We start from the raw sequence: 20,933 nt of genomic DNA on the forward strand, positions 1-20,933 counted from the left end.
ACGGGACATGGAACCCTGGGAATGGGACGAGGCCACCTGGCGCGGCAAGGTCAACAAGGTGCGCGCCGGCCGCTCGCTGAAGCCGAAAGCCTGGAAGGATGGCGCCCGCTGCGCAGTTGCCCTTTCCTTCGACAGCGACCATGAGACCAACGAACTACGTGACGGCGGTGAATCGATCGGCCGCATGTCCCAGGGGCAATACGGCAACCGCATAGGCGTGCCGCGCATCCTAGAAACGCTGAAGAATGCCGATGTCCCGGCGACCTTCTTCGTTCCGGCCGTCGCGGCCCTCCTCTATCCGGACGAACAGCGGCGCGTCATCGCCGAAGGCCACGAGATCGGCCTGCATGGCTGGATCCACGAGGTGAACACCAAGGTTCCGGCCGACAAGGAACGGGAACTGCATTTCCGCGCCGCCGATACGCTCGAAAAGATCACCGGCATCCGCCCGGTCGGCATGCGCACGCCTTCCTGGGATTTTTCCTATGAAACCCTGAAGATCGAGCGCGAACTCGGGCTCATCTACGATTCCTCACTGATGGCCGATGACGACCCTTATGAACTGGTCGAAGACGGCGAGCCGACCGGCATGGTCGAACTGCCGGTCGAATGGATCCGCGACGACGCGGTCTATTTCAACATGAACCGGTTTACGGCGCTCCGCCCCTACACGCCGCCGACCTCGGTGCTCGACATCTTCAAGCGGGAATTCGACCGCGCCTATATCGAAGGCGGACTGTTCCTGCTCACCATGCATCCGCATGTGTCGGGTTACCGCTCGCGCATCTTCGTGCTGGAGGAACTGATCAGGCATATCCAGGGCCACGAAGGCGTCTGGTTCGGCACCCATGCGGATATCGCCCGCTTCGCCAGGGACAACGGCGGTGCGTGAGGCCTCCCACTGATCGGCGATCGTGGGATCGGGCACGGTAGGGACGACTAACTCCGGTCGACCAGGATTTTCATGATCGCCACCCGCTCGGGCAGTTCAACGAGGTAATGCGGGTCGCGGTCGAGATGATGCACCTTGTTCGGATCACCGCCGGTAAACGCCGCCATCGACTCGAAGTCGGGCCAATAGGACGTCGTCACGAACTCCGTTTCATCGCCAAGTTCCTCGCGAAAAAGCTGGACGGCAAGCGCGGTTCTGACGAGCGGCGGAATACCCGTCTCCAGCAGATAGGCCTCGTATTCGTCAGCAATTGTGGTGCGCGTACGCCCCCGCCAAATCCTTGCTATCGTCGCCTTTGTGCTCATGGAATGCTCCTCAGATCCTGTTTTCCGGAGCAACTAGAGCCGGCAGAGCGATTGCCAATAGGAAGGGTGCTAACCCTTGCCCCGTCCCGGCGCGGTGAAGGCGGCGATAGCCGCCTCGTCGAGCCCCGCCTCCTGCAGGAAACGCCGCGCGAACTCGGCACCGGACGCCTTCATCGCGTCGTTCGGGCGGATCAGATGGAAGGCGACATGGTGATCGATGGTCCTTCCCGACACGGCGACGACCCGGCCGGAGGCAAGCGCCGCGTCCGCAAGCGGCGGCCGGGCGAGCGCGATGCCGAGCCCTTGCGCGCAGGCGTCGATCACCAGGTTATAATCCTCGAACCGCCGGTCCTGCCCACGCGGTACGTAGTCGACGCCCTCCACTGCCAGCCAGCGCCGCCAGGCCTCCACGTTCGAATCGTGCAGAATAGGAATCTCCAGCAGGGATTTCGCATCCGACCGCCCGGCCAGACGTTCGGCGATGGCAGGCGCCGCGATCGGCACGAGCTTCTCCTGCCACAGCGGCAGGCTGCGCACGCCGGCCCAGGGTCCCTTGCCGCAGCGGATCGCGAGGTCAATCCCCTCGCTGAAATCCGCCAGCCGATGTTCGAGGATCAGTTCCAGATGAATGTCAGCGGCCTCCAGTTTCGACAGGCGCGAAAACAGCCAGAGCGAGGCGACCGATGGCGTCACCGAAAGCCGGACGACCGTCTTGTTGCGGCGCGGCAGCCACCGCTCGTCCGTATCGACGAGCAGTGCCAAGGCCTCTTCCGCGCGAGCAAAAAACCGTATGCCTTCCGGTGTCAGCGTCACACCGCGGGCCTCGCGTGCGAAGAGGCGGACGCCCATCCAGCGCTCCAGCCGGGATATCTGCCGGGAGACCGCGCCATGGGTGACGCCGCCCTCTTCCGCCGCTGCGGAAAACGATCCGAGACGCGCCGCGCGAGCGAAAGTCTCGAGCGTGTCGAGCGGTGGTAAAGTCTGCGAGCTGTGAACCATAGGCACATATGATCATCGATCGCGGTGCTTTTCAAGCACGGATGCGTGGAGCTAAATCCTGGCTTCCACGCTTCGAGGGAGAAAGAGATGAGCACGGTCGCCATGAGTACTGCAACAGACGAGAGACAGGGATTTGATGTGATCGCGTTCCTGGCGATCCTGGTGACAATCGTTGTCTGGGCCTCGTCCTTCGCCGTGATCCGCATCGCGCTCGGGCCGCTGACCCCGATCGAGCTTGCCACGGCACGTTATGTTCCTGCCGCCCTGATTGCGGTCGTCTATCTGGCCGCTGTCCGGCCAGCCCTTCCGGCCAGGGGCGATGTCCTTCGCCTCGTCGCGGCAGCCGTACTCTTCATCGCGGCCTATGCCGTTCTTCTCAACATGGGCGAGCGAACCGTCGCGGCCGGCCCGGCCAGCTTCATCATCAACACCATGCCGGTCTTCACCGCCCTTATCGCCACGTTCGTGCTCAGTGAGCGGTTCGGCCGCTGGGGCTGGGTCGGAACGGCGATCTCCTTTGCCGGCGTGGCTCTGATTGCGGCCTCCGGCGAGGATGGCTTCGATCTCGATCCGAACGCGATCCTCATCCTCGGCGCGGCCCTCTGCTCGGCGATTGCAAGTGTGCTGCAGAAGCCGATCCTCGGCCGCATGCCCGCCTTGGCCGTCACCGCCTGGCTGATGCTGATCGGCTCCATCCCGCTCCTGCCGGCCGTCCCATCCACTCTTCAGGCGCTTGCCGCCGCTCCGGCGGACGTCAACTGGGGCATCGCCTATCTGGTGCTCTTCCCGACCGCGATCGGCTACGTCACCTGGGCGATCGCCTTGAAGCGGCTGTCTGCCGCCCGGGCCGCCAATTTCCTTTACGGCGTTCCTCCGACCGCCACCCTGATCGGCTTCCTCTGGCTCGGCGAAGTGCCGACCCTGATCGGCGCGATCGGCGGTGTCATGGCGATCGTCGGCGTGCTCTTCGTCAACGTGATGCGCAAGAGATAGTGCAACCGTTGAATTCATCAGAAAAAGCAAAAGCTTCCAGCCAACTGATGAATCAATCTATGCGGCGGCCTATCTGGCGGGGCCGTTCACCAGCTGCAGGATAAGCTGGTGGACATTGCCACCCTCGCCCATCTCCATCCGGTCATAGTCGCTGCTGCGTTTTTGCTGGGCCTTCGAAATCTCGCCGAGTTTGGCGGTCAGTTCGGTCCTGATCTTTACGCATTTCGGATCGTCGGTGACGCTGAGCCCCACGCTTACCCGCTCGATCTCCTTCACCATGTCGGTGATGATGACGCCGTGGACCAGTTCGTGCTTGTGGACGCCGGTAAAGAAGGTATCCCATTTCCTCTTGAGTTCGGGGGAAAGCGCCGAGGCCGGCTTGGGAAGCGTATAGGTGATGATCAGCTTCGGCCGCGCCGAAACCAGCGTACAGGCGCCGTCCGGCTGCGGCCGGTAATCACGGGTCCAGGTCAGCTTGAAATTGGTATGGGCGATGGCGCGCACCTCCTTGCCGATCTTCGGGCCACGCTCGCCGATGGAAGCGTAGAGATCGACCCCGGAGTCACCCGTGATGGAATAGGTCTGGATCTGCTCGACCGGCTGCCACTGGCTCTGCGCCGACGCCTCGAGAGGCACCACCCCAAGGCAGAGCGCCGCCCCGAGAATTCCCGCACCTATCCTCACTCTTTTTCTCCCAATCCCGTTGCCGCGGCGAAACTAGAGATGCCACAGCGCCATTTCAATTCGTCACACATGTCCAGTGAACGCTATCCCTCATAAGTTTTGTTCCAGGCCCTTGCCATATTTCCCCCAAGATGAATGATGACAGTTATATGACATAGTCATTTTGATTGAGTGCGGGGAAGTGTAATGGGAGAAAAACGAAAGGTTTACGAGGCATTGGTCGACGGCGCGATGGATGGCCTCACGGACGACGCATTGTTCAAATTCGTCAACAAACGCTGCCCGAAAACATCGAGCAGGAAGATCGTTCGGGCCGCGCTGCTCGGCCTCACCGATCCCCACCTGCGTGACCGGAACATCCTCGATACGATCTATGCGCTGGCCATCAAGCACCGCATGGACGAGTTTCGCGATGGCCAGGATGGCGATGACGAAAGGGACAATTGGCCAGCACCTTTCGCCCGCCCGCTCGACAAGGAAACGGCCCGCACAGATGTGGCCTAGGCGTTTTCCCGCACTGTCATCCACCCTACACAGAAGCGGTCTAGGCTGCCCTCATCGAGGGTGAGTTCATGCACGGCCGCACCAATCTCACAGCCATGAGGCTCATGGATGCCTGCGAGCATCTGCTTTGCGAAGCCGAGGCTCTGGAGGATCTGACCGCACGGCGGATCGCCATCGAAGCGCATGCGACGCCGTCGGCCATCAGCTACCATTTCGGCTCCCAGGAAGAACTGGTGGCAGCCGTCGCCGAGCGGGTCTACCGGCGGCTCAATGCCGAGCGGCTGAGCCTGCTGCGCAAAGCCGCCGATCGCCGGGCGCCTGAACCACCGGATCTCGATGAAGTCATCGCCGCCCTGGTCGGCCCGTCGATCCGCTGGAGCCTCGACCCGACCTCCAGCTATCCGGTCCTGTCGCATTTCACCTCGATGGCGAAGACCCACCGGGAGCGCGCGCCGCATTACCGCCGCATCATCGACAACGTCGAACATCATCGGGCTTTCGTCCCGCATCTGAAGCGGATAGCGCCCTGGCTCGACGACGTTGATATCGGCTGGCGGCTCAATTGTGCGCTCGGCATCCGCTCGCAGGTCACCCGCTCGCGGTCACGTACGGAAGTGTTGACCAATTACAGCATCGACCTCGACGATCCGGACATCGTCATCGCCCGCATGGTCGAGGTGATCGCGCCGATGTTCCGTCGCTGAACCGGTTTCGAACGGCATTCGAAATCCGTCACTCCCTCGAAACAAACCCCTTCTAACGGTCCTCCTGACGAAACCGTCATCCATGGAGGCATCCGGTGCGACGCGAAACCACATTCATCCATCTGACCGACCTGCACATCGGCACCGCCGACGACAGCCATCTGCACAGCGACACGACCGAGACGCTGCATCAGGTGCTCGATCTCGTCGCGACCGTGACGCCGAGGCCGCAATTCGTCGTCGCCAGCGGCGACCTCACCAATCGCGGCGATGCGGAAAGTTTTCGCCGGCTGAAGGAGATCATCGACGCCAGGATCGATGTTCCTGTCGTCTACGCGCTCGGTAATCACGACACCCGCCCCGGCTTCTACGAGGGCATGGGCATCGAGGCTCATGATCCGGATGCGCCCTACGACCACGACACGATCATCGACGGCATCCACATCATCACCATCGACTCGACGACGCCCGGCCTGATCGGCGGCACGATCGATCCGGAACAGTTCGACTGGCTCGCCTCGACCCTCGACAGCCATCCCGACCTGCCGAAGCTGATCGTCGTCCACCACCCGCCGGCACTCGGCGAGGAAGCCGATGCCACCCACTGGCGGACGATCCATTTCCCGCAGTCGGAACGTTTTCGCGAACTGCTGAAGGGCCGCAACATCATCGGCATCCTGAGCGGCCATATCCATCACGACCGCGTCTCCGTCTGGCATGGCATTCCGGTCGTCGTCGGCACCGGCCAGCATGCCGCCACCGACATCCTGCGCACCGACATCCTGCGCATGGTGCGCGGCGCCTCCTTCGGCATCGGCACGATCCGCCCGTCCGGCCTCACCATGGCCTTCGTGCCGCTGCCGTCCGATCGCGCCGAGCTCAACACCTATCCGCTCGAACTTCTGATGGCCCGGGCAATGCCGGTCGCCGCTGAATAACCCTCACCCGGAGACACGCAAAATGCTGCGCAGAACCACGCTCAAGCTTCTGGCGACGCTCACCGCCGCCTCGATGTTTCCCTTCGGCGCTTTCGCCGAAATGCCCGCCACGGTCGACAAGCCGGTCACGATCAGCTTCTACAACTACAACCTCGCCTCTGCCGGCATCGGCTCCGAGGCCACCAAGGAACTGATCGCCGGCTTCGAGAAGAAATTCCCGAACGTGAAGGTCGAGACGATCGCCGTGCCGTCGAACGAGATCATCAACCGCGTCCAGGCCGATATCGTCGCCGGCAAGCAGCCGGACGTCGCCCAGCTGACCTTCCGCGACCTGATCTTCATCGCATCCGATCTCGGGGGCAATGCGCTCGAGGACATGGTGAAACCGGCTGAACTGAAGGACCATCTCGCCGGCATGATCCCCAAAGGTCTCGAACTCGGCAAGGTAGACGGCAAGACCTATGGTCTCGCCTACACTTTCTCGACGCCTGTCCTTTATTACAACGGCGACCTCTTCAAGCAGGCGGGTCTGGACCCGAACAATCCGCCGAAGACCTGGGCCGACGTCAACATCGCCGGCAAGGCGATCAAGGAAAAGACCGGCAAGAACGGCTTCTTCCCGGGTGCTTACGGCCCGAGCGACGGCACTTTCGTCTACCAGGCGATCGTCATGTCGAACGGCGGCAGGGTGCGCGACGGCAACAAGCTCACTTACGCGGACAAGAATGCCGCCGAGGCCGTCAAGATGCTGCGCGACATGGTCGATAGCGGCGCCCATGCCAGGATCGATCCGGCCAGCGGCTCGGACACCTTCGCAGCCGGCAATCTCGGAATGTTCGTCTATACGACCGCGACACTCGGCGCCTACAAGAAGGCCTCCCAGGGCAAGTTCGACCTGCGCATCGCCCCGATGCCGTCCTTCGGCGAAAAGCCGACCGCCCCGACCAATTCCGGCAGCGCCCTCTTCGTTTTCAGCAAGGATCCCGCCAAGCAGCGTGCAGCCTACGAGCTTCTCAAGTACCTGACGAGCAAGGAAGCCTATACGGTCATCACCAGCAAGATCGGCTACCTGCCGCTGCGTCTCGATATCGTGGACGACCCGAACTATCTCGGCCCGTGGGTCAAGGAAAATCCGATGTTCCGCGCCAACCTGGAACAGCTGAACCGTCTCACGGCCAACGTCGCCTTCCCCGGCCCGAACTACCGCCAGGTCGAGAAGATGATGATGGACTCGGTGCGCGAAGCCGTCTTCGGCAAGGGCGATCCGGTCGCAACGCTGAAAGCCGCCCAGGATCAGGGCCAGGATCTGATGCCGTAACCAATCACGAGGAGATGCCGGGCGGGTCTCGCTTTCCCGTCCGGCATCGTTGTCCCGTCGGGGACCTTTCGGGGAAATTTCATGACCGACATCCAGGCCGATCTCGCAAGACCGCTCGCCGTTGCCCGGGCGCCCGCGGCTGGCCGCCAGCGCGGCCCATTCACCGTGCAGCCCTGGCTCTATCTGGCCCCGGCGCTGTGTCTCCTCATGATGTGGACCTATGTGCCGTTGGTCGAGGCCTTCCAGCTCTCGTTCTACCAGTGGAACATGCTGCCGACCTCCCCGCAGCGCTACGTGGGCCTCACCAACTACCAGCGCCTGTTCGCCTTGCCCGAAATGCGCGCCGCCCTCTGGAACACGCTTTTCTACATTCTCGGCCTCTTCCCGATGTCGGTGATCATTCCGCTCTTCGTGGCGATCTGGACCCAGGATCTCGAGGGCCGCGCGCGGACGATCTATCGCGCGCTGATCTTCGTGCCGATGATCGTCGCCCCCGTCGTCGCGGCCATTCTCTGGCGCTGGCTGCTCAACGAGGACCAGGGGCTGATCACACTTGGCCTGGAGACGATCGGTCTCGGCCGCATCGGTTTTCTGACCGACCCGAACTATGCGCTTGCGACCCTGACCTGGATCACCGGCTGGAAGCTGATCGGCTTTTCCACCCTGCTGTTTTCCGCCGCCAATGCCGGCATCAACGCCTCCTATATCGAGGCAGCACGCATCGACGGCGCCAGCCGCTGGGGCATCATCCGCGATATAAGACTGCCGCTGCTGTCGCCGACCATCCTGCTTCTGTCGATGATGACCATCCTGTTCGGGGCGCAATGGAGCTTCGCCTATATCAACGTGCTCACCAATGGCGGCCCCCTGAAATCGACAACCAACATTTTCTACCTGCTTTGGGAATACGGTTTCCAGACCATGTCGGCCGGCTGGAGTTCGGCGGCCGGCATGATCGCCTTTGCCGGTTTTGCGGTGGTTGCAGCGGCCTGCATGTGGCTCACGAAAAGGTTCGCGGTCTATGACAATTGACGTTTCGCCTGATCTTGCCTCGCTTGCCACCGCCGGGCCGAAGGCTGGCCATGCCCGCCGGTTGGCTGTGCATGCTGTCATGATCCTCCTGTCTTTCCTGTCGATCTTTCCGATCTACTGGATGATCGTCACCTCGCTTCGGCCGGAGAACGAGATCTTCTCCACCTCGCTCTGGCCGTCCAACCCCTCGCTCGAAAACTATGTCTTCGTGCTGACCCGCATTCCGATGATCGGGATGCTGATCAACACCACGATCGTATCCGCCGCGACGGCGCTCCTGCAGGTCGTGACCGGCCTGTTTGCGGCCTATGCGCTGGTCCGCTGGCGCATGCGCCTTTCCGGCGTCATCCACGGGCTCATCGCGCTTTCCTGGCTGGTGCCTTTCCAGGTTACGATGATCCCCAACTACGTGCTCGCCTCGCGGCTCGGTCTTCTGGATACGCTGACCGGTCTCATCGTGCCGAATGCGGCGCATGCCTTTGCCATTCTGCTGCTCTACAACGCGATGCGCTCCTTCCCGACCGAGATCCTCGAAGCGGCGCGCATCGACGGCGCGAGAAGCTGGAAGATCCTCTGGCAGATCGTCGTGCCGAACATGGGCGCACCGATCGCCTCGCTGTCGATCATTGCCTTCATCTCCGCCTGGAACGAATATTTTTGGCCGCTGCTTCTGTCACGCAAGCCGGAAAACTCGGTCGTCCAGATCGGCCTGCAGATGTTCATGACCCAGGAGGGCAATCTCTGGGGCCCGCTGATGGCGGCGTCCGCACTCGCCAGCCTGCCGATCCTGATCATCTACCTGGTCCTGCAGCGCCACGTCATCGAATCCTTCATGAAATCCGGAATCCGCTGATATGCTGAACTACGAACGCCTGATCGCGCTGGAAGGCGCCCACAATGTCCGCGACCTCGGCGGTTACAGGACTGCCAACGGCGGCCTGACCCGCTGGCGCTCGATCCTGCGCGGCGACGCATTGCACCGCCTGAGCGGGGCCGATATCGACACCTTGCTGGACAACGGACTGACAACCGTCATCGACCTGCGCAATGCCCACGAAATCGCCGCCGAAGCCAATCCGTTCGTGGGCCATGCCGAAGTGCGCTACCACAACACGCCGCTGTTTTCGGCACTGGCGCCGGTGGAGATGATGGCAAATGCTGCGGTGAGCTTCGACATGGGCGACCGTTACTGCCAGGCGATCGACGACTGCCAGCCGGCCATCGCCGAAGTCCTGAAGACCATCGCCGACGCGCCTGAAGGAGCCGTGCTCTTCCATTGCAGCGCCGGCAAGGACCGCACCGGCGTGATCTCGGCCCTGCTGCTCGCCAATGCCGGTGTCGATGAGACGACCATTATCGAGGATTACGCCCTGACGGCGACGATTTCCGGTCCGCTGATCGCGGGGCTAAGGGATCGCGCCCTCGGCCGTGGCACGCCCGCAGCTCTCGTCGATATCGTTCTGGCCTCCGAACCACGCAGCATGCGCCAGGCGCTGGACCATATCGGCAAGAATTACGGCAGCGTACGGGACTATCTCGTCTATCTCGGTTTCGACGAACCGGCGATGGAGCGGTTGAGAAGCCGTTTGTCCTGAGGCAAGGCGCCTCGGCTGACAGCCTCACCGGGCCGTCATGCGCCGTTATGCGGCCGCGCGGCGGGAACGAGTACGTGATCGACGATCCGCGAGTCGAGATCGTAGACGGAGATCGGCGTATCCTTGCCGATCCGGGTCCCGTCCAGGAGACGGATCAGATCGTCGGCGCCGCCGACCGGCTGGCCGTCGATCGCCAGGATGAAATCGCCTTCCTTCAAACCCGCTTTGTCAGCCGGGCTGCCCGCATCGATGCGGCGGATGCGCACCGTCGTCTCTTGCGTCATCCCGGCCTTCACCGCCACACGGCGCGGCAGCGCGGTCGTGTCGACGACGATGCCAATGAAGGCGCGCCGCACATGGCCGAAACGCAGGATCTCCGAGACGACGAAATTGGCGGTGTTGGAAGCGACCGCAAAGGCAATGCCCTGCGCGCCGCGGATGACCGCGGTGTTGACGCCGACCACCTCGCCGGAGGCCGAGACCAGCGGCCCGCCGGAATTGCCCGGATTGAGGGCGGCGTCGGTCTGCACCACGTCGTCGATCAGCCGTCCCGTGGACGAGCGCATCGAGCGGCCGAGCGCAGACACGACGCCTGAGGTCACCGACCAGTCGAAGCCGAGCGGATTGCCGATTGCAATCGCGATATGGCCGCGCCGCAATTTCTGGGAATCGCCGAGCCGTGCCCAGGCCTGAACGTCCATGTCGGCGCGCACCAGCGCAATATCGGTATCGGCATCGCGACCGAGAACAGCGCCCTGCCCGACCGCGCCATTGGCGCTGCGGATGCGCACCGTCTTGGCGTCGGAAACGACGTGGTGGTTGGTGATGATCAGGCCATCGGGCGAAATCGCAAAGCCCGACCCATGGCCCCCTTGGCCGGCAACGCCGCCGAGCCGCTCGATGCGGCTGACGGCAGGACCGACGCGGTCGACCGCGCCGGCAACCGTCTCCGAATAGGCGTCGCGAAGGACGCCATCCTCGGGGACGGGAGGATTAATATCGATAAATCCCATGACAAGAACTCCGGAAAACACCTTCTGAGAGAGGAGAAGGTTTTAGTAGGAGCTGATGTGGTGGGTTCGAAAGCCGGAAACAAGAACCCGGCAATCGCCGGCTCAGTCCTCCGAAAAGATCGGGTCCTGAGTGAACATGCCGCCCTGATAGATGGCAGCCGGCGACGTCGGTTCCGGACGCCCCTTGGCATCCAGCTCGGCGCGGAAGCGCTCGGCATTGTCCTTCGGTTTCCAGCCGAGATAGGAGGCGTGGGAATTGTCCCACCACTTGCTGTCATTATCGGAAATGCCCCAGATGATTGGGCAGCCAAGCATCGGCGCGCGGAAGACGCAGTCGATCAGGGACGCGAAATCGTCATAGGACATCCAGCCGGACAGCATGCGGTGGTTGATCGGTTTTTCGAAGCAGCTGCCGATCCTGACCAGCGCCGTCTCCTGGCCGAATTTTTCGAAATACATGCGCGCCAGCGCCTCGCCGAAACATTTCGAAACGCCGTAGAGACCATCCGGCTTCATCGGGGCCTTGACGTCGATATGCTCGTCCTGGCGATAGAAGCCGACGACATGGTTGGAACTGGCGAACAGGATACGCGGCTGACCGTGGGCGCGCGCCGCTTCGTAGAGATTGTAGAGGCCGAGCAGGTTGGCGTTGAGGATTTTCGAGAACTTGTCCTCCACCGAGATGCCGCCGAGATGCAGGATACCGTCGCAGCCCTCGACCAGTTTCATGACCGCATCAGAGTCTCCGAGGTCGCAGGTGACGACCTCCTCGTTCGGCCCGGGCGCGCCGATATCGACGATGTCGGAGAGGCGAAGCGTCTCGGCAAAACCGGCAAGTCGCGAGCGCATGGCGCGTCCGAGGCCGCCGCCGGCACCGGTGATCAAAAGTCTTTTCAAGAAATCATCCTCCGAAAGCGGCCCGTCGACCGCGGCAATCCAGTTCATTGGCCAGTTCATCGGCCGGTTTGTAGGCCAACTTGTTCGTGACAAGCGTCGATACTTATCATACATGTTGAGAAAGCTCGGTCAACAAGTCGGGGCCGGTTTGACACGGCCGCTCAGCTTGACATGCGAGTTGACGCCATAGTGTGATGCGGCGCCGAGCAGGGAGGAATGAAATGAGCGTTGAAACCAGACTCGATACCGGCAGGGGATCGAGGACGCTCGTTTCCCGCCTCGGAGAAACGCTGCGGCAGGCGATTGCGGCAGGCCAGTTTCCGCCGGGTTCGCGCCTGCCAAGTGAGGCTCAGCTGACCGAGGCGCATGGCGTCAGCCGCACTGTCGTGCGAGAGGCGATCGCATCGCTGCGCGCCGACCGGCTGGTGGAGGCCCGCCAGGGCGCCGGCGTCTTCGTGCTGGAACCCTCGATCGCCGCTCAGCCGGTCATGCTGTCCCTCTCGAATATCGATCTCGCCCGCGTATCCTCGATGATCGAGCTCCTGGAGCTCAGAACCGCCGTCGAAGTCGAGGCCGCGGGGCTTGCCGCGCTTCGCCGCTCGCCGGCGCAGGAAGAGGTCATCCTCGATCGTCATTATGCGGTCCGGGCCTGTCTCGAAGCGGCAAAACCGACCAGCGAGGCGGACTTTGCCCTGCATCTGGCCATCGCCGAGGCGACCAACAATCCCCGCTTCCGCGAGTTCCTGACGATGATCGGTCGCAGCCTGATCCCGCGCGCAGCCCTGCGCCCAGACGATTCGGAGGCCGACCAGGCAACCTACATCAAGCTTCTCGACGAAGAGCACAACGCCATCGTCGTGGCGATTTCCGACGGTGACGAAGATCGCGCCCGCGATGCCATGCGCCGTCATCTGCGGGGTTCGCAGCTGCGTTATCGCACCCTGCTCCGGGAGCTCCGTGAATCTGTAAGATGACTTGTTGACACAAGTCGGAGCAACCTGTACGACAATTTCTGTCTGGAGGAGACGCTTACAGAGGAAATCCGCATGATGACGCCTGAAGAAATCAAGGTCGCACTTGGTGCCGGCCTCCTGTCCTTTCCCGTCACCCATTTCGACAAGGAAGGCCAGTTCCAGCCGGAAAGCTATCGCCGCCATGTGGAATGGCTGTCGGGCTACGATGCGCCGGTTCTGTTTGCCGCCGGCGGCACGGGCGAATTCTTCTCGCTGTCCCCCAATGAAGTTCCCGCCATCGTGTCGGCAGCCAAGGAAGCCGCTGGCAAGACCGCGATTGTTTCCGGCTGCGGTTTCGGCACCCATGTCGGCGTCGAAATGGCCCGCGCGGTCGAAAGGGCCGGCGCCGACGGCATCCTGCTGCTGCCGCATTACATGATCGATGCGCCGCAGGAAGGCCTCTACCAGCATGTGAAGCGCATCTGCCAGTCGGTGGGCATCGGCGTCATGGTCTATAACCGCGACAACTCGATTCTGGCCGTCGACACCCTGAAGCGCCTCTGCGACGAATGCCCGAACCTGATCGGTTTCAAGGACGGCAGCGGCGATATCGGGCTTGTCCGACAGATCACCGCCACGATGGGTGACCGGCTGATGTATCTCGGCGGCATGCCAACCGCCGAACTCTTCGCCGAAGCCTATCTCGGCGCCGGCTTCACCACCTATTCCTCGGCGGTCTTCAACTTTGTGCCGGGTCTTGCCGTCGATTTCTACAAGGCGCTGCGCGCCGGCAACCGCGCCCGCTGCGAGGAGATCCTCAAGGACTTCTTCTATCCCTTCATGGCGATCCGCAATCGCCGCAAGGGTTATGCCGTCTCGGCCATCAAGGCCGGCGTGCGCCTGCAGGGCTTCGATGCCGGCAAGGTGCGCCCGCCGCTGGACGACCTGACGGCGGAAGAAGAAGAGATGCTCCTGAAGCTCATCGGCCCCTGGAAGCGCTGATCCATGAAGATCGTCTCCGTCCGCACCCATCTCCTCGAACACAGGCTCGACGTCGCCTTCGAAAGCGCCTCGATGCGCTTCGATCGCCGCGCCCATGTGCTCGTCGAGATCGAGTGCGATGACGGCACGATCGGTTGGGGCGAATGCCTCGGCCCTGCCCGGCCGAATGCCGCCGTGGTCGCAACCTATGCGAACTGGCTGATCGGCGAAAACCCGCTCGAAACCGAAAAGATCTGGGCGCGGCTCTATAATGCGCTGCGTGACCAGGGCCAGCGCGGCCTCGCCGTCACGGCGCTTTCTGGCATCGACATCGCGCTTTGGGACATCAAGGGCAAGCATTTCGGCGTGCCGGTCTCTATCCTGCTCGGCGGGCGGTTCCGCGAGAGCATCAAGGCCTATGCGACCGGCAGCTTCAAGCGCGACGGCGTCGATCGCGTCGAGGACAATGCGACGGATGTCGCCCGCTATTGGGATGAAGGTTTTCACGCCAGCAAGATCAAGATCGGCTTCGGCGTCGAGGAAGATCTGCGCGTCATCCGCGCCGTGCGCGACGCCGTCGGTCCCGACATGCGGCTGATGGTCGATGCCAACCATGGTTATGACGCCATCGAGGCGATCAGGTTCGGCCAGGCCGCTGCGGAACTTACCATCGACTGGTTCGAGGAACCCGTCGTGCCGGAACAGCTCGCGGCCTATCGCGAAGTGCGTGCCCGTCAGCCGATCCCGGTTGCCGGCGGCGAGACCTGGCACAGCCGCTGGGGCATGCGCGAGCCGGTGGAAACCCGTGCCGTCGATATCCTGCAGCCCGACCTTGCCGGCGTCGGCGGCTTTACCGAAGCCAAGCGCGTCGCCGATCTCGCCTCGCTGCATGGCATCCGCGTCGTGCCGCATGTCTGGGGCACCGCTGTCCATATCGCCGCCGCATTGCAGTTCATGGCGGCGATGATCCCGAGCCCGGTTCGGGTCAATCCGATCGAACCGATCCTCGAATTCGACCGTACCCACAATCCGTTCCGTCAGGCGGTGATCAAAACCCCGATCGAACACGAGCGCGGCGTGGTGCAGATCCCGAACGGCCCAGGCCTTGGGATCGAAATCAACCGCGATGCGCTCAAAGAATTCCGCATGGGAGATATCTGATGCTCGTCCGCACCCTTTCCGGCACGCCCCCCAAGACCAGACTGCCCAAGGGCGCGATCGACACTCAGATGCATGCTTATCTGCCGGGCTTTCCATCGCTCCCCGGCGGTCCCGGGTTGCCGGCTGGTTATTTGCCGACGCCCGCCCAGTATCTCGAGTTCATGCGCTGGATCGGCATCGATCGGGTCATCGTCACCCAGGGCAATGCCCAGCAGCGCGACAATTCCAATCTCAACGCCTGCCTTGCGGAATTCGGTTCGATCGCCCGCGGCGTCTGCGTCATCGACAGCACCACGTCGGAAGCCGAACTGGATAGCCTCGCAGCGGCCGGCAATGTCGGCGCCCGCATCATGGACCTGCCGGGCGGCGCGGTGAGCCTGTCGGAACTCGAAGCCGTCGACGCCAAGGCTGCGTCCCGCAACTGGATGGTCGCCGTCCAGTTCGACGGCAGTAACATTCTCGACCACGAAGAGCGTCTGAAGAACCTGAAGTCCCGCTGGGTCTTCGATCACCACGGCAAGTTCTTCGCCGGCGTCACGCCCGACAGCCCGCAGGTCGACGCCGTCAAGCGCCTCATCGACGGCGGCAAATGCTGGTTCAAGTTCGCCGGCGTCTACGAATCCTCAAAGGCCGGCGGCCCGGACTATGCCGATGTCGCCGCGGTCGCCCGGGAAATCGCCAGATATGCACCGGAACGCATCGTCTGGGGCACCAACTGGCCGCATAACCTCGCCCGCGAACAGGCCGATTATCCGGATGACGCGGCGCTGACAGATACGGTGCTCGGCTGGTTCCCGGACGATGCGGCACGCGAACTCGCACTCGTGAAAAACCCCGAAGAACTTTACGGCCTGCCCGCCCGATAGACGGCAAGGGGGGCCTGAGGAAGACTGATAGATTCAACGACCGGGGCGTGGAGGCTCCGGCGCTCACCCAGAGGAGGACAACATGAAACTCACGAAACTGCTCGGCCTTGCCTTCGGCCTCGCGCTCGGCGCGACGGCCGCCAATGCACAGGTTACCCTGCGTTCCGCCGACATCCATCCGGACGGCTATCCGACCGTCGACGCTGTTAAATACATGGGCGAACTGGTCTCCCAGCGCACCAACGGCCGCATCAAGATCCAGGTGATGAACAACTCGGTACTGGGCGGTGAAAAGGACACGATCGAGCAGACCCGTTTCGGCGTCATCGATATGAACCGCGTCAATGCTGCGCCGTTCAACAACCTCGTGCCGCAGACCACCGTTCTCGGCCTGCCCTTCCTGTTCCGCTCGACCGAGCACATGCACAAGGTCGTCGACGGCCCGATCGGCGACGAAATCCTGAAGGCCTTCGAACCGCATGGCCTGATCGGCCTTGCCTATTATGATTCCGGCGCGCGCTCCTTCTATACGACCAAGAAGCCGATCACCAAGCTTGCCGACCTGAAGGGCATGAAGATCCGCGTCCAGCAGTCCGACCTCTGGATCGCCATGATGCAGGCCTTCGGCGCCAACCCGACGCCGATGCCGATGGGCGAAGTCTATTCCTCGCTCGAAACCGGCGTGGTCGACGGCGCCGAAAACAACTGGCCTTCCTATGAATCGGCCCGCCACTACGAGATCGCCAAGAACTATACGCTGACCGAACATTCGCTGAACCCGGAAATCCTGGTCATGTCCAAGATTTCCTGGGACAAGCTGACCCCGGAAGACCAGAAGATCTTCCGCCAGGCCGCCAAGGATTCCGTCGTCAAGATGCGCGAACTCTGGACCGCCCGCGAAAAGTCCTCGGAAGCCAAGGTTCGTGCCGGTGGCGCCAACGTCATCAAGGTCAACAAGGACGAGTTCTCGGCCGTCATGAAGCCGGTCTATGACAAGTTCGTCACCGACCCGAAGCAGAAGGCCCTGCTGGAACAGATCCAGGCCGTCAAGTAAGCCGACCGGAGACCGGCCCTCGCCAAGAGGGCCGGTTTTTTCTTGCATATCCGGCAGCCCTGCTGCCGCGAAGAGGACAGGATCATGAGAAATTTCATGCTGGCCATAAAGCCCTATCTGGGCGGGCTTAGCCGCATATCACTTTATATCTCCGGCATCGGCATGATCGCCATGACCCTCATCGTCGGCTGGCAGGTGTTCGGGCGTTATGTCCTCAACGACTCGCCGAGCTGGTCCGAGCCGCTGTCACTCTATCTGATGTCCTGGTTCATCATGCTCGGAGCCGCCGTCGGCGTGCGCGAGAGCGTGCATCTCGGACTCGATATCGTTCGCTACGTCATGCCGCCGGCAATCCAGAAGGCCATGGACCTCCTGAGCCTGGGCCTGATCGTGTTCTTCGGCATCGGCATGGCCTATTATTCGACGCTGCTGGCCATGGGGACCTGGTCGGCCACCATTCCCGTTCTCGGCTGGCCGGGCGGCACCGATTTCTTCCCAATGATCGTCGGCGGCGCGATGATCTCCCTTTTCGCTCTGGAGCGCTTCGTCGACGTCGCCATCGGCGAGGAAGTTGCTGCCGACGTCCTCGTGCAGGAGGCTGCGTAATGGCCTACGCCATTCTTTTCGGTTCGTTCACATTCCTCATGCTCATCGGCATGCCGATCGCGTTCTGCCTCGGCATCGCATCCTTCGCGACGGTCCTCTACATAGGCCTGCCGCCGATCGTCGTCTTCCAGCAACTGAATTCCGGCATGAACGTCTTCGCCATGATGGCGATCCCGTTCTTCATCTTCGCCGGTGACCTGATGGTGCGCGGCGGCATTGCCCAGAGGCTGATCCGCTTCGCGGCAGGCCTCGTCGGCCACATGCGCGGCGGTCTCGGCCAGGTCAACGTCGTCGCCTCGACGCTGTTCGGCGGGATTTCCGGTTCGGCCGTGGCGGACGCGTCGGCCGTTGGCGGCTTGATGATCCCGCAGATGGCTGCGCGCGGTTATGACAGGGACTATGCGGTCAACGTGACGGCCAACGCCGCCATCATTGCGCTGATGATCCCGCCCTCGCACAACATGATCCTCTATTCGATCGCAGCAGGCGGCAACGTCTCCGTCGCCGACCTCTTCACCGCCGGCATCGTTCCCGGGCTGCTGCTCGCCGGCGCGCTGATGGTCACGGCCTGGTGGGTTGCCGTCAAGCGCGGTTATCCGGCCGATCCCTTCCCGGGCTTCGCCCGTGTCGGTTATTACCTGCTGGCCTCGCTGCCGGGCATTCTGCTGATCGCCATCATCTTCGGCGGCGTCCGCTCCGGCGTGTTCACGGCAACGGAAAGCTCCTGCATTGCGGTCATCTACGCCTTCCTTGTCGCGATGCTCGTTTATCGCGAACTGAACTGGGACGGCTTTGTCGAGGCCGTCATGGGCGCAGTGCGCACCACCGCGATGGTACTGCTGGTCATCGGGACCGCAGCCGCGTTCGGCTGGCTGATGGCATTCCTGCAGGTCCAGACGCTGATCATCGCGGCGATCAGCGCGGTTTCGGACAATCCGATTATCGTGCTCCTGATGATCAACGTCATCCTGCTGGTCCTCGGCACGTTCATGGACATGGCACCGATGGTCATCATCTCGACGCCGATCCTGCTCCCGGTCGTCAAGGCCTTCGGCATCGATCCGGTCCATTTCGGCGTCATCATGATCCTCAATGCCGGCATCGGCCTCAACACGCCGCCGGTCGGAACCGTGCTCTTCGTCAGTTGCGCGGTTGGCGGCATCACGATACGTGAAGCGATGCGCACGATCTGGCCTTTCTTCGGAGCCAGCATCGCAGTATTGCTGCTCGTGACTTACATCCCTGCCCTGTCGCTCTGGCTGCCAAGCATTTTCAGGTAAGCGACTGAACAAGCTCTATCTGACGGTCCCGCCCCATGGCGGGGCCTTTCACATGAAAGGAGAGGTCCATGACCATCTACCAGAACCTGATCGCCGGCGAATGGGTCGGCTCAGACGCTTCCAAGAACATAAACCCGTCCGACACGAATGATGTCGTGGGCATGTATGCCCAGGGCAGCGCCGAGGATGCCAAGCAGGCAATCGCCGCCGCCAAGGCCGCCTTCCCGGCCTGGTCGCGCTCCGGCATCCTGGAGCGTCACGCAATTCTTCGGAAAGCTTCCGACGAAATCCTCGCCCGCAAGGAAGAACTCGGCGCGCTCCTCGCACGCGAGGAAGGCAAGATCCTTCCCGAAGCGATCGGCGAAGTCACCCGCGCCGCCCAGATCTTCGATTTCTTCGCCGGCGAAGCGCTGCGCCTGACCGGCGAACTGGTGCCCTCCGCCCGCCCGAATATCGGCGTCGAGATCACCCGCGAACCGCTCGGCGTCATCGGCATCATCACACCGTGGAATTTCCCGATCGCCATCCCGGCGTGGAAGATCGCGCCGGCGCTCTGCTACGGCAATACGGTCGTCTTCAAGCCTGCCGATCTCGTACCTGGCTGTGGCTGGGCGATCGTCGACATCCTCCACCGCGCCGGCCTGCCGAAGGGCGTCCTGAACCTCGTCATGGGCCGCGGCTCGGTCGTCGGCCAGGCCATGCTCGACAGCCCGGATCTCGCCGGAATCACGTTCACCGGCTCCACCGGTACCGGCAAGCGCGTCGCGCTCGCCTCGATCGAGCATAACCGCAAGTTCCAGCTGGAAATGGGCGGCAAGAACCCGATGGTCGTCCTCGACGACGCGGACCTCAACGTCGCCGTCGAAGCCGCTGCCAATTCCGGCTTCTTCTCGACCGGCCAGCGTTGCACCGCTTCGTCCCGCCTGATCGTGACCGAAGGCATCCACGACAAGTTCGTCGCGGCACTCACCGAGAAGCTGAAGACGCTCAACGTCGACAACGCCATGAAGGCCGGCAGCCATATCGGCCCGGTCGTCGACGACAAGCAGCTGAAGCAGGATACCGACTATATCGAGATCGGCAAAAACGAAGGCGCCAAACTCGCCTTCGGCGGCGAGCTCATCAAGCGCGACACGCCCGGCTTCTATCTGCAGCCGACGCTGTTCACCGAAGCGACCAACCAGATGCGCATTTCGCGCGAGGAAATCTTCGGACCGGTCGCATCGGTCATCCGGGTGAAGAACTACGAGGAAGCGATTGCCGTCGCCAACGATACGCCGTTCGGCCTGTCGGCGGGCATCGCCACCACCAGCCTCAAGCATGCGACGCATTTCAAGCGCAACTCCGAGGCCGGCATGGTGATGGTCAACCTGCCGACCGCCGGCGTCGATTTCCACGTGCCGTTCGGCGGCCGCAAGGCCTCGTCCTTCGGCCCGCGCGAACAGGGCAAGTATGCCGCTGAATTCTTCACTGTGGTGAAGACCGCGTACACGCTGGCCTAAACAAAAAAGGCGCTGCCATTTCGAAATGGCAGCGCCTTATATGCAGAAATCGAGATACTTATTCGGCAGCAGCGACGCTGGCGCGCTTCGGCAGCTTCCAGTTCGGCCGCGGGAAATGGCAGGTATAACCGTTCGGATAGCGCTCCAGGTAGTCCTGATGCTCCGGTTCGGCCTGCCAGAAATCACCGACCGGCTCCACTTCCGTCACCACCTTGCCCGGCCACAGACCTGAAGCATTCACATCGGCGATCGTGTCTTCGGCGACGCGTCTCTGTTCGTCGTTCTCGTAGTAGATGGCCGAGCGATAGCTCATGCCGATATCGTTGCCCTGGCGGTTCTTCGTCGACGGATCATGGATCTGGAAGAAAAACTCCAGGATATCGCGATAGCTGGTCTTGGCCGGATCGAAAATGATCTCGATCGCCTCGGCATGGGTGCCGTGATTGCGGTAGGTCGCGTTCGGCACGTCGCCGCCACTATAGCCGACGCGGGTCGAAACCACGCCGGGCAGACGCCGGATCAGGTCCTGCATGCCCCAGAAACAACCACCGGCCAATACGGCCCGTTCGGTAGACGTCGTCATGCTTTCCTCCTTC

At 62.5% G+C, this 20,933-nt stretch carries 23 protein-coding genes; 17 read left to right on the forward strand and 6 right to left on the reverse strand.

Annotation, left to right across the window (positions count from 1 at the left end):
- The first annotated feature begins 7 nt into the window (after positions 1-7).
- The gene (locus GQ59_RS17065) at positions 8-892 is read left to right on the forward strand and encodes a polysaccharide deacetylase family protein (protein WP_037083413.1); all 885 of its coding nucleotides are present in this window, start codon (positions 8-10) and stop codon (positions 890-892) included.
- 47 nt (positions 893-939) lie between these two features.
- Here the strand turns inward: GQ59_RS17065 and GQ59_RS17070 are convergent, their stop codons facing one another.
- Together GQ59_RS17070 and GQ59_RS17075 are read right to left on the reverse strand one after the other, a co-directional pair.
- On the reverse strand, positions 940-1,257 hold the full coding sequence (locus GQ59_RS17070) for a hypothetical protein (protein ID WP_037083414.1): 318 nt from the start codon (positions 1,255-1,257) through the stop codon (positions 940-942).
- Between the two features lie 69 nt (positions 1,258-1,326).
- Positions 1,327-2,256: a LysR family transcriptional regulator gene (locus GQ59_RS17075; RefSeq protein WP_037083415.1), complete on the reverse strand. Its 930-nt coding sequence runs from the start codon at positions 2,254-2,256 to the stop codon at positions 1,327-1,329.
- A gap of 87 nt (positions 2,257-2,343) precedes the next feature.
- Here GQ59_RS17075 and GQ59_RS17080 point away from each other — a divergent pair, with 87 nt between their 5' ends.
- Positions 2,344-3,249, forward strand: coding sequence for a DMT family transporter (locus tag GQ59_RS17080; RefSeq protein WP_037083417.1), 906 nt, complete (start codon positions 2,344-2,346; stop codon positions 3,247-3,249).
- A 69-nt stretch (positions 3,250-3,318) separates the two neighbouring features.
- Here the strand turns inward: GQ59_RS17080 and GQ59_RS17085 are convergent, their stop codons facing one another.
- Positions 3,319-3,933, reverse strand: coding sequence for a DUF922 domain-containing Zn-dependent protease (locus GQ59_RS17085; RefSeq protein WP_037083419.1), 615 nt, complete (start codon positions 3,931-3,933; stop codon positions 3,319-3,321).
- 186 nt (positions 3,934-4,119) lie between these two features.
- Between GQ59_RS17085 and GQ59_RS17090 the strand changes: the two genes are divergently transcribed.
- The 7 genes from GQ59_RS17090 (at position 4,120) to GQ59_RS17120 (ending at position 10,024) form a co-directional block, all read left to right on the forward strand.
- Positions 4,120-4,437, forward strand: coding sequence for a hypothetical protein (locus GQ59_RS17090; protein ID WP_037083424.1), 318 nt, complete (start codon positions 4,120-4,122; stop codon positions 4,435-4,437).
- Between the two features lie 68 nt (positions 4,438-4,505).
- On the forward strand, positions 4,506-5,141 hold the full coding sequence (locus tag GQ59_RS17095; RefSeq protein ID WP_037083426.1) for a TetR family transcriptional regulator: 636 nt from the start codon (positions 4,506-4,508) through the stop codon (positions 5,139-5,141).
- A gap of 95 nt (positions 5,142-5,236) precedes the next feature.
- Entirely contained in the window at positions 5,237-6,079 is an 843-nt protein-coding gene (locus tag GQ59_RS17100; protein ID WP_037083428.1) for a metallophosphoesterase, read from the forward strand.
- Positions 6,080-6,101: 22 nt separating this feature from the next.
- Positions 6,102-7,397, forward strand: coding sequence for an ABC transporter substrate-binding protein (locus tag GQ59_RS17105; RefSeq protein ID WP_037083431.1), 1,296 nt, complete (start codon positions 6,102-6,104; stop codon positions 7,395-7,397).
- An 81-nt stretch (positions 7,398-7,478) separates the two neighbouring features.
- A complete protein-coding gene (locus GQ59_RS17110; RefSeq protein ID WP_037083434.1) occupies positions 7,479-8,429 on the forward strand; it encodes a carbohydrate ABC transporter permease in 951 nt (316 codons plus the stop codon).
- Positions 8,419-9,282, forward strand: a complete 864-nt coding sequence (locus tag GQ59_RS17115; protein WP_037083437.1) for a carbohydrate ABC transporter permease — start codon at positions 8,419-8,421, stop codon at positions 9,280-9,282. Before GQ59_RS17110 ends, GQ59_RS17115 begins: the two co-directional genes overlap by 11 nt.
- A gap of 1 nt (position 9,283) precedes the next feature.
- On the forward strand, positions 9,284-10,024 hold the full coding sequence (locus GQ59_RS17120) for a tyrosine-protein phosphatase (protein WP_037083439.1): 741 nt from the start codon (positions 9,284-9,286) through the stop codon (positions 10,022-10,024).
- A gap of 35 nt (positions 10,025-10,059) precedes the next feature.
- Here the strand turns inward: GQ59_RS17120 and GQ59_RS17125 are convergent, their stop codons facing one another.
- Positions 10,060-11,037, reverse strand: a complete 978-nt coding sequence (locus GQ59_RS17125) for a S1C family serine protease (protein WP_037083441.1) — start codon at positions 11,035-11,037, stop codon at positions 10,060-10,062.
- A gap of 102 nt (positions 11,038-11,139) precedes the next feature.
- Entirely contained in the window at positions 11,140-11,934 is a 795-nt protein-coding gene (locus tag GQ59_RS17130; RefSeq protein WP_037083633.1) for an NAD-dependent epimerase/dehydratase family protein, read from the reverse strand.
- A 221-nt stretch (positions 11,935-12,155) separates the two neighbouring features.
- On the opposite strand from GQ59_RS17130, the gene GQ59_RS17135 reads away from it, so the two are divergent.
- The 8 genes from GQ59_RS17135 to GQ59_RS17170 all read left to right on the forward strand — a co-directional run bounded on the left by GQ59_RS17135 (position 12,156) and on the right by GQ59_RS17170 (position 20,337).
- Positions 12,156-12,908 (forward strand): FadR/GntR family transcriptional regulator, encoded by a 753-nt coding sequence (locus GQ59_RS17135; RefSeq protein WP_037083444.1) that lies wholly within the window; start codon positions 12,156-12,158, stop codon positions 12,906-12,908.
- 75 nt (positions 12,909-12,983) lie between these two features.
- Positions 12,984-13,889, forward strand: coding sequence for a 5-dehydro-4-deoxyglucarate dehydratase (gene kdgD / locus GQ59_RS17140; RefSeq protein ID WP_037083636.1), 906 nt, complete (start codon positions 12,984-12,986; stop codon positions 13,887-13,889).
- Positions 13,890-13,892: 3 nt separating this feature from the next.
- Complete coding sequence (locus GQ59_RS17145) at positions 13,893-15,029, forward strand: mandelate racemase/muconate lactonizing enzyme family protein (protein ID WP_037083447.1); 1,137 nt, start codon at positions 13,893-13,895, stop codon at positions 15,027-15,029.
- Positions 15,029-15,895, forward strand: coding sequence for an amidohydrolase family protein (locus tag GQ59_RS17150; RefSeq protein WP_037083450.1), 867 nt, complete (start codon positions 15,029-15,031; stop codon positions 15,893-15,895). Before GQ59_RS17145 ends, GQ59_RS17150 begins: the two co-directional genes overlap by 1 nt.
- Positions 15,896-15,977: 82 nt before the next feature.
- On the forward strand, positions 15,978-16,949 hold the full coding sequence (locus tag GQ59_RS17155) for a TRAP transporter substrate-binding protein (RefSeq protein ID WP_037083453.1): 972 nt from the start codon (positions 15,978-15,980) through the stop codon (positions 16,947-16,949).
- An 84-nt stretch (positions 16,950-17,033) separates the two neighbouring features.
- A complete protein-coding gene (locus GQ59_RS17160; protein ID WP_037083455.1) occupies positions 17,034-17,555 on the forward strand; it encodes a TRAP transporter small permease in 522 nt (173 codons plus the stop codon).
- Positions 17,555-18,835, forward strand: a complete 1,281-nt coding sequence (locus GQ59_RS17165) for a TRAP transporter large permease (RefSeq protein ID WP_037083456.1) — start codon at positions 17,555-17,557, stop codon at positions 18,833-18,835. Before GQ59_RS17160 ends, GQ59_RS17165 begins: the two co-directional genes overlap by 1 nt.
- A 68-nt stretch (positions 18,836-18,903) precedes the next feature.
- Entirely contained in the window at positions 18,904-20,337 is a 1,434-nt protein-coding gene (locus tag GQ59_RS17170) for an aldehyde dehydrogenase family protein (protein ID WP_037083458.1), read from the forward strand.
- A 58-nt stretch (positions 20,338-20,395) separates the two neighbouring features.
- On the opposite strand, the gene msrA is transcribed toward GQ59_RS17170, so the two are convergent.
- On the reverse strand, positions 20,396-20,920 hold the full coding sequence (gene msrA, locus GQ59_RS17175) for a peptide-methionine (S)-S-oxide reductase MsrA (RefSeq protein ID WP_037083637.1): 525 nt from the start codon (positions 20,918-20,920) through the stop codon (positions 20,396-20,398).
- Positions 20,921-20,933 lie beyond the last annotated feature (13 nt).

The organism is Neorhizobium vignae (assembly GCF_000732195.1).
Lineage (GTDB): Bacteria > Pseudomonadota > Alphaproteobacteria > Rhizobiales > Rhizobiaceae > Neorhizobium > Neorhizobium vignae.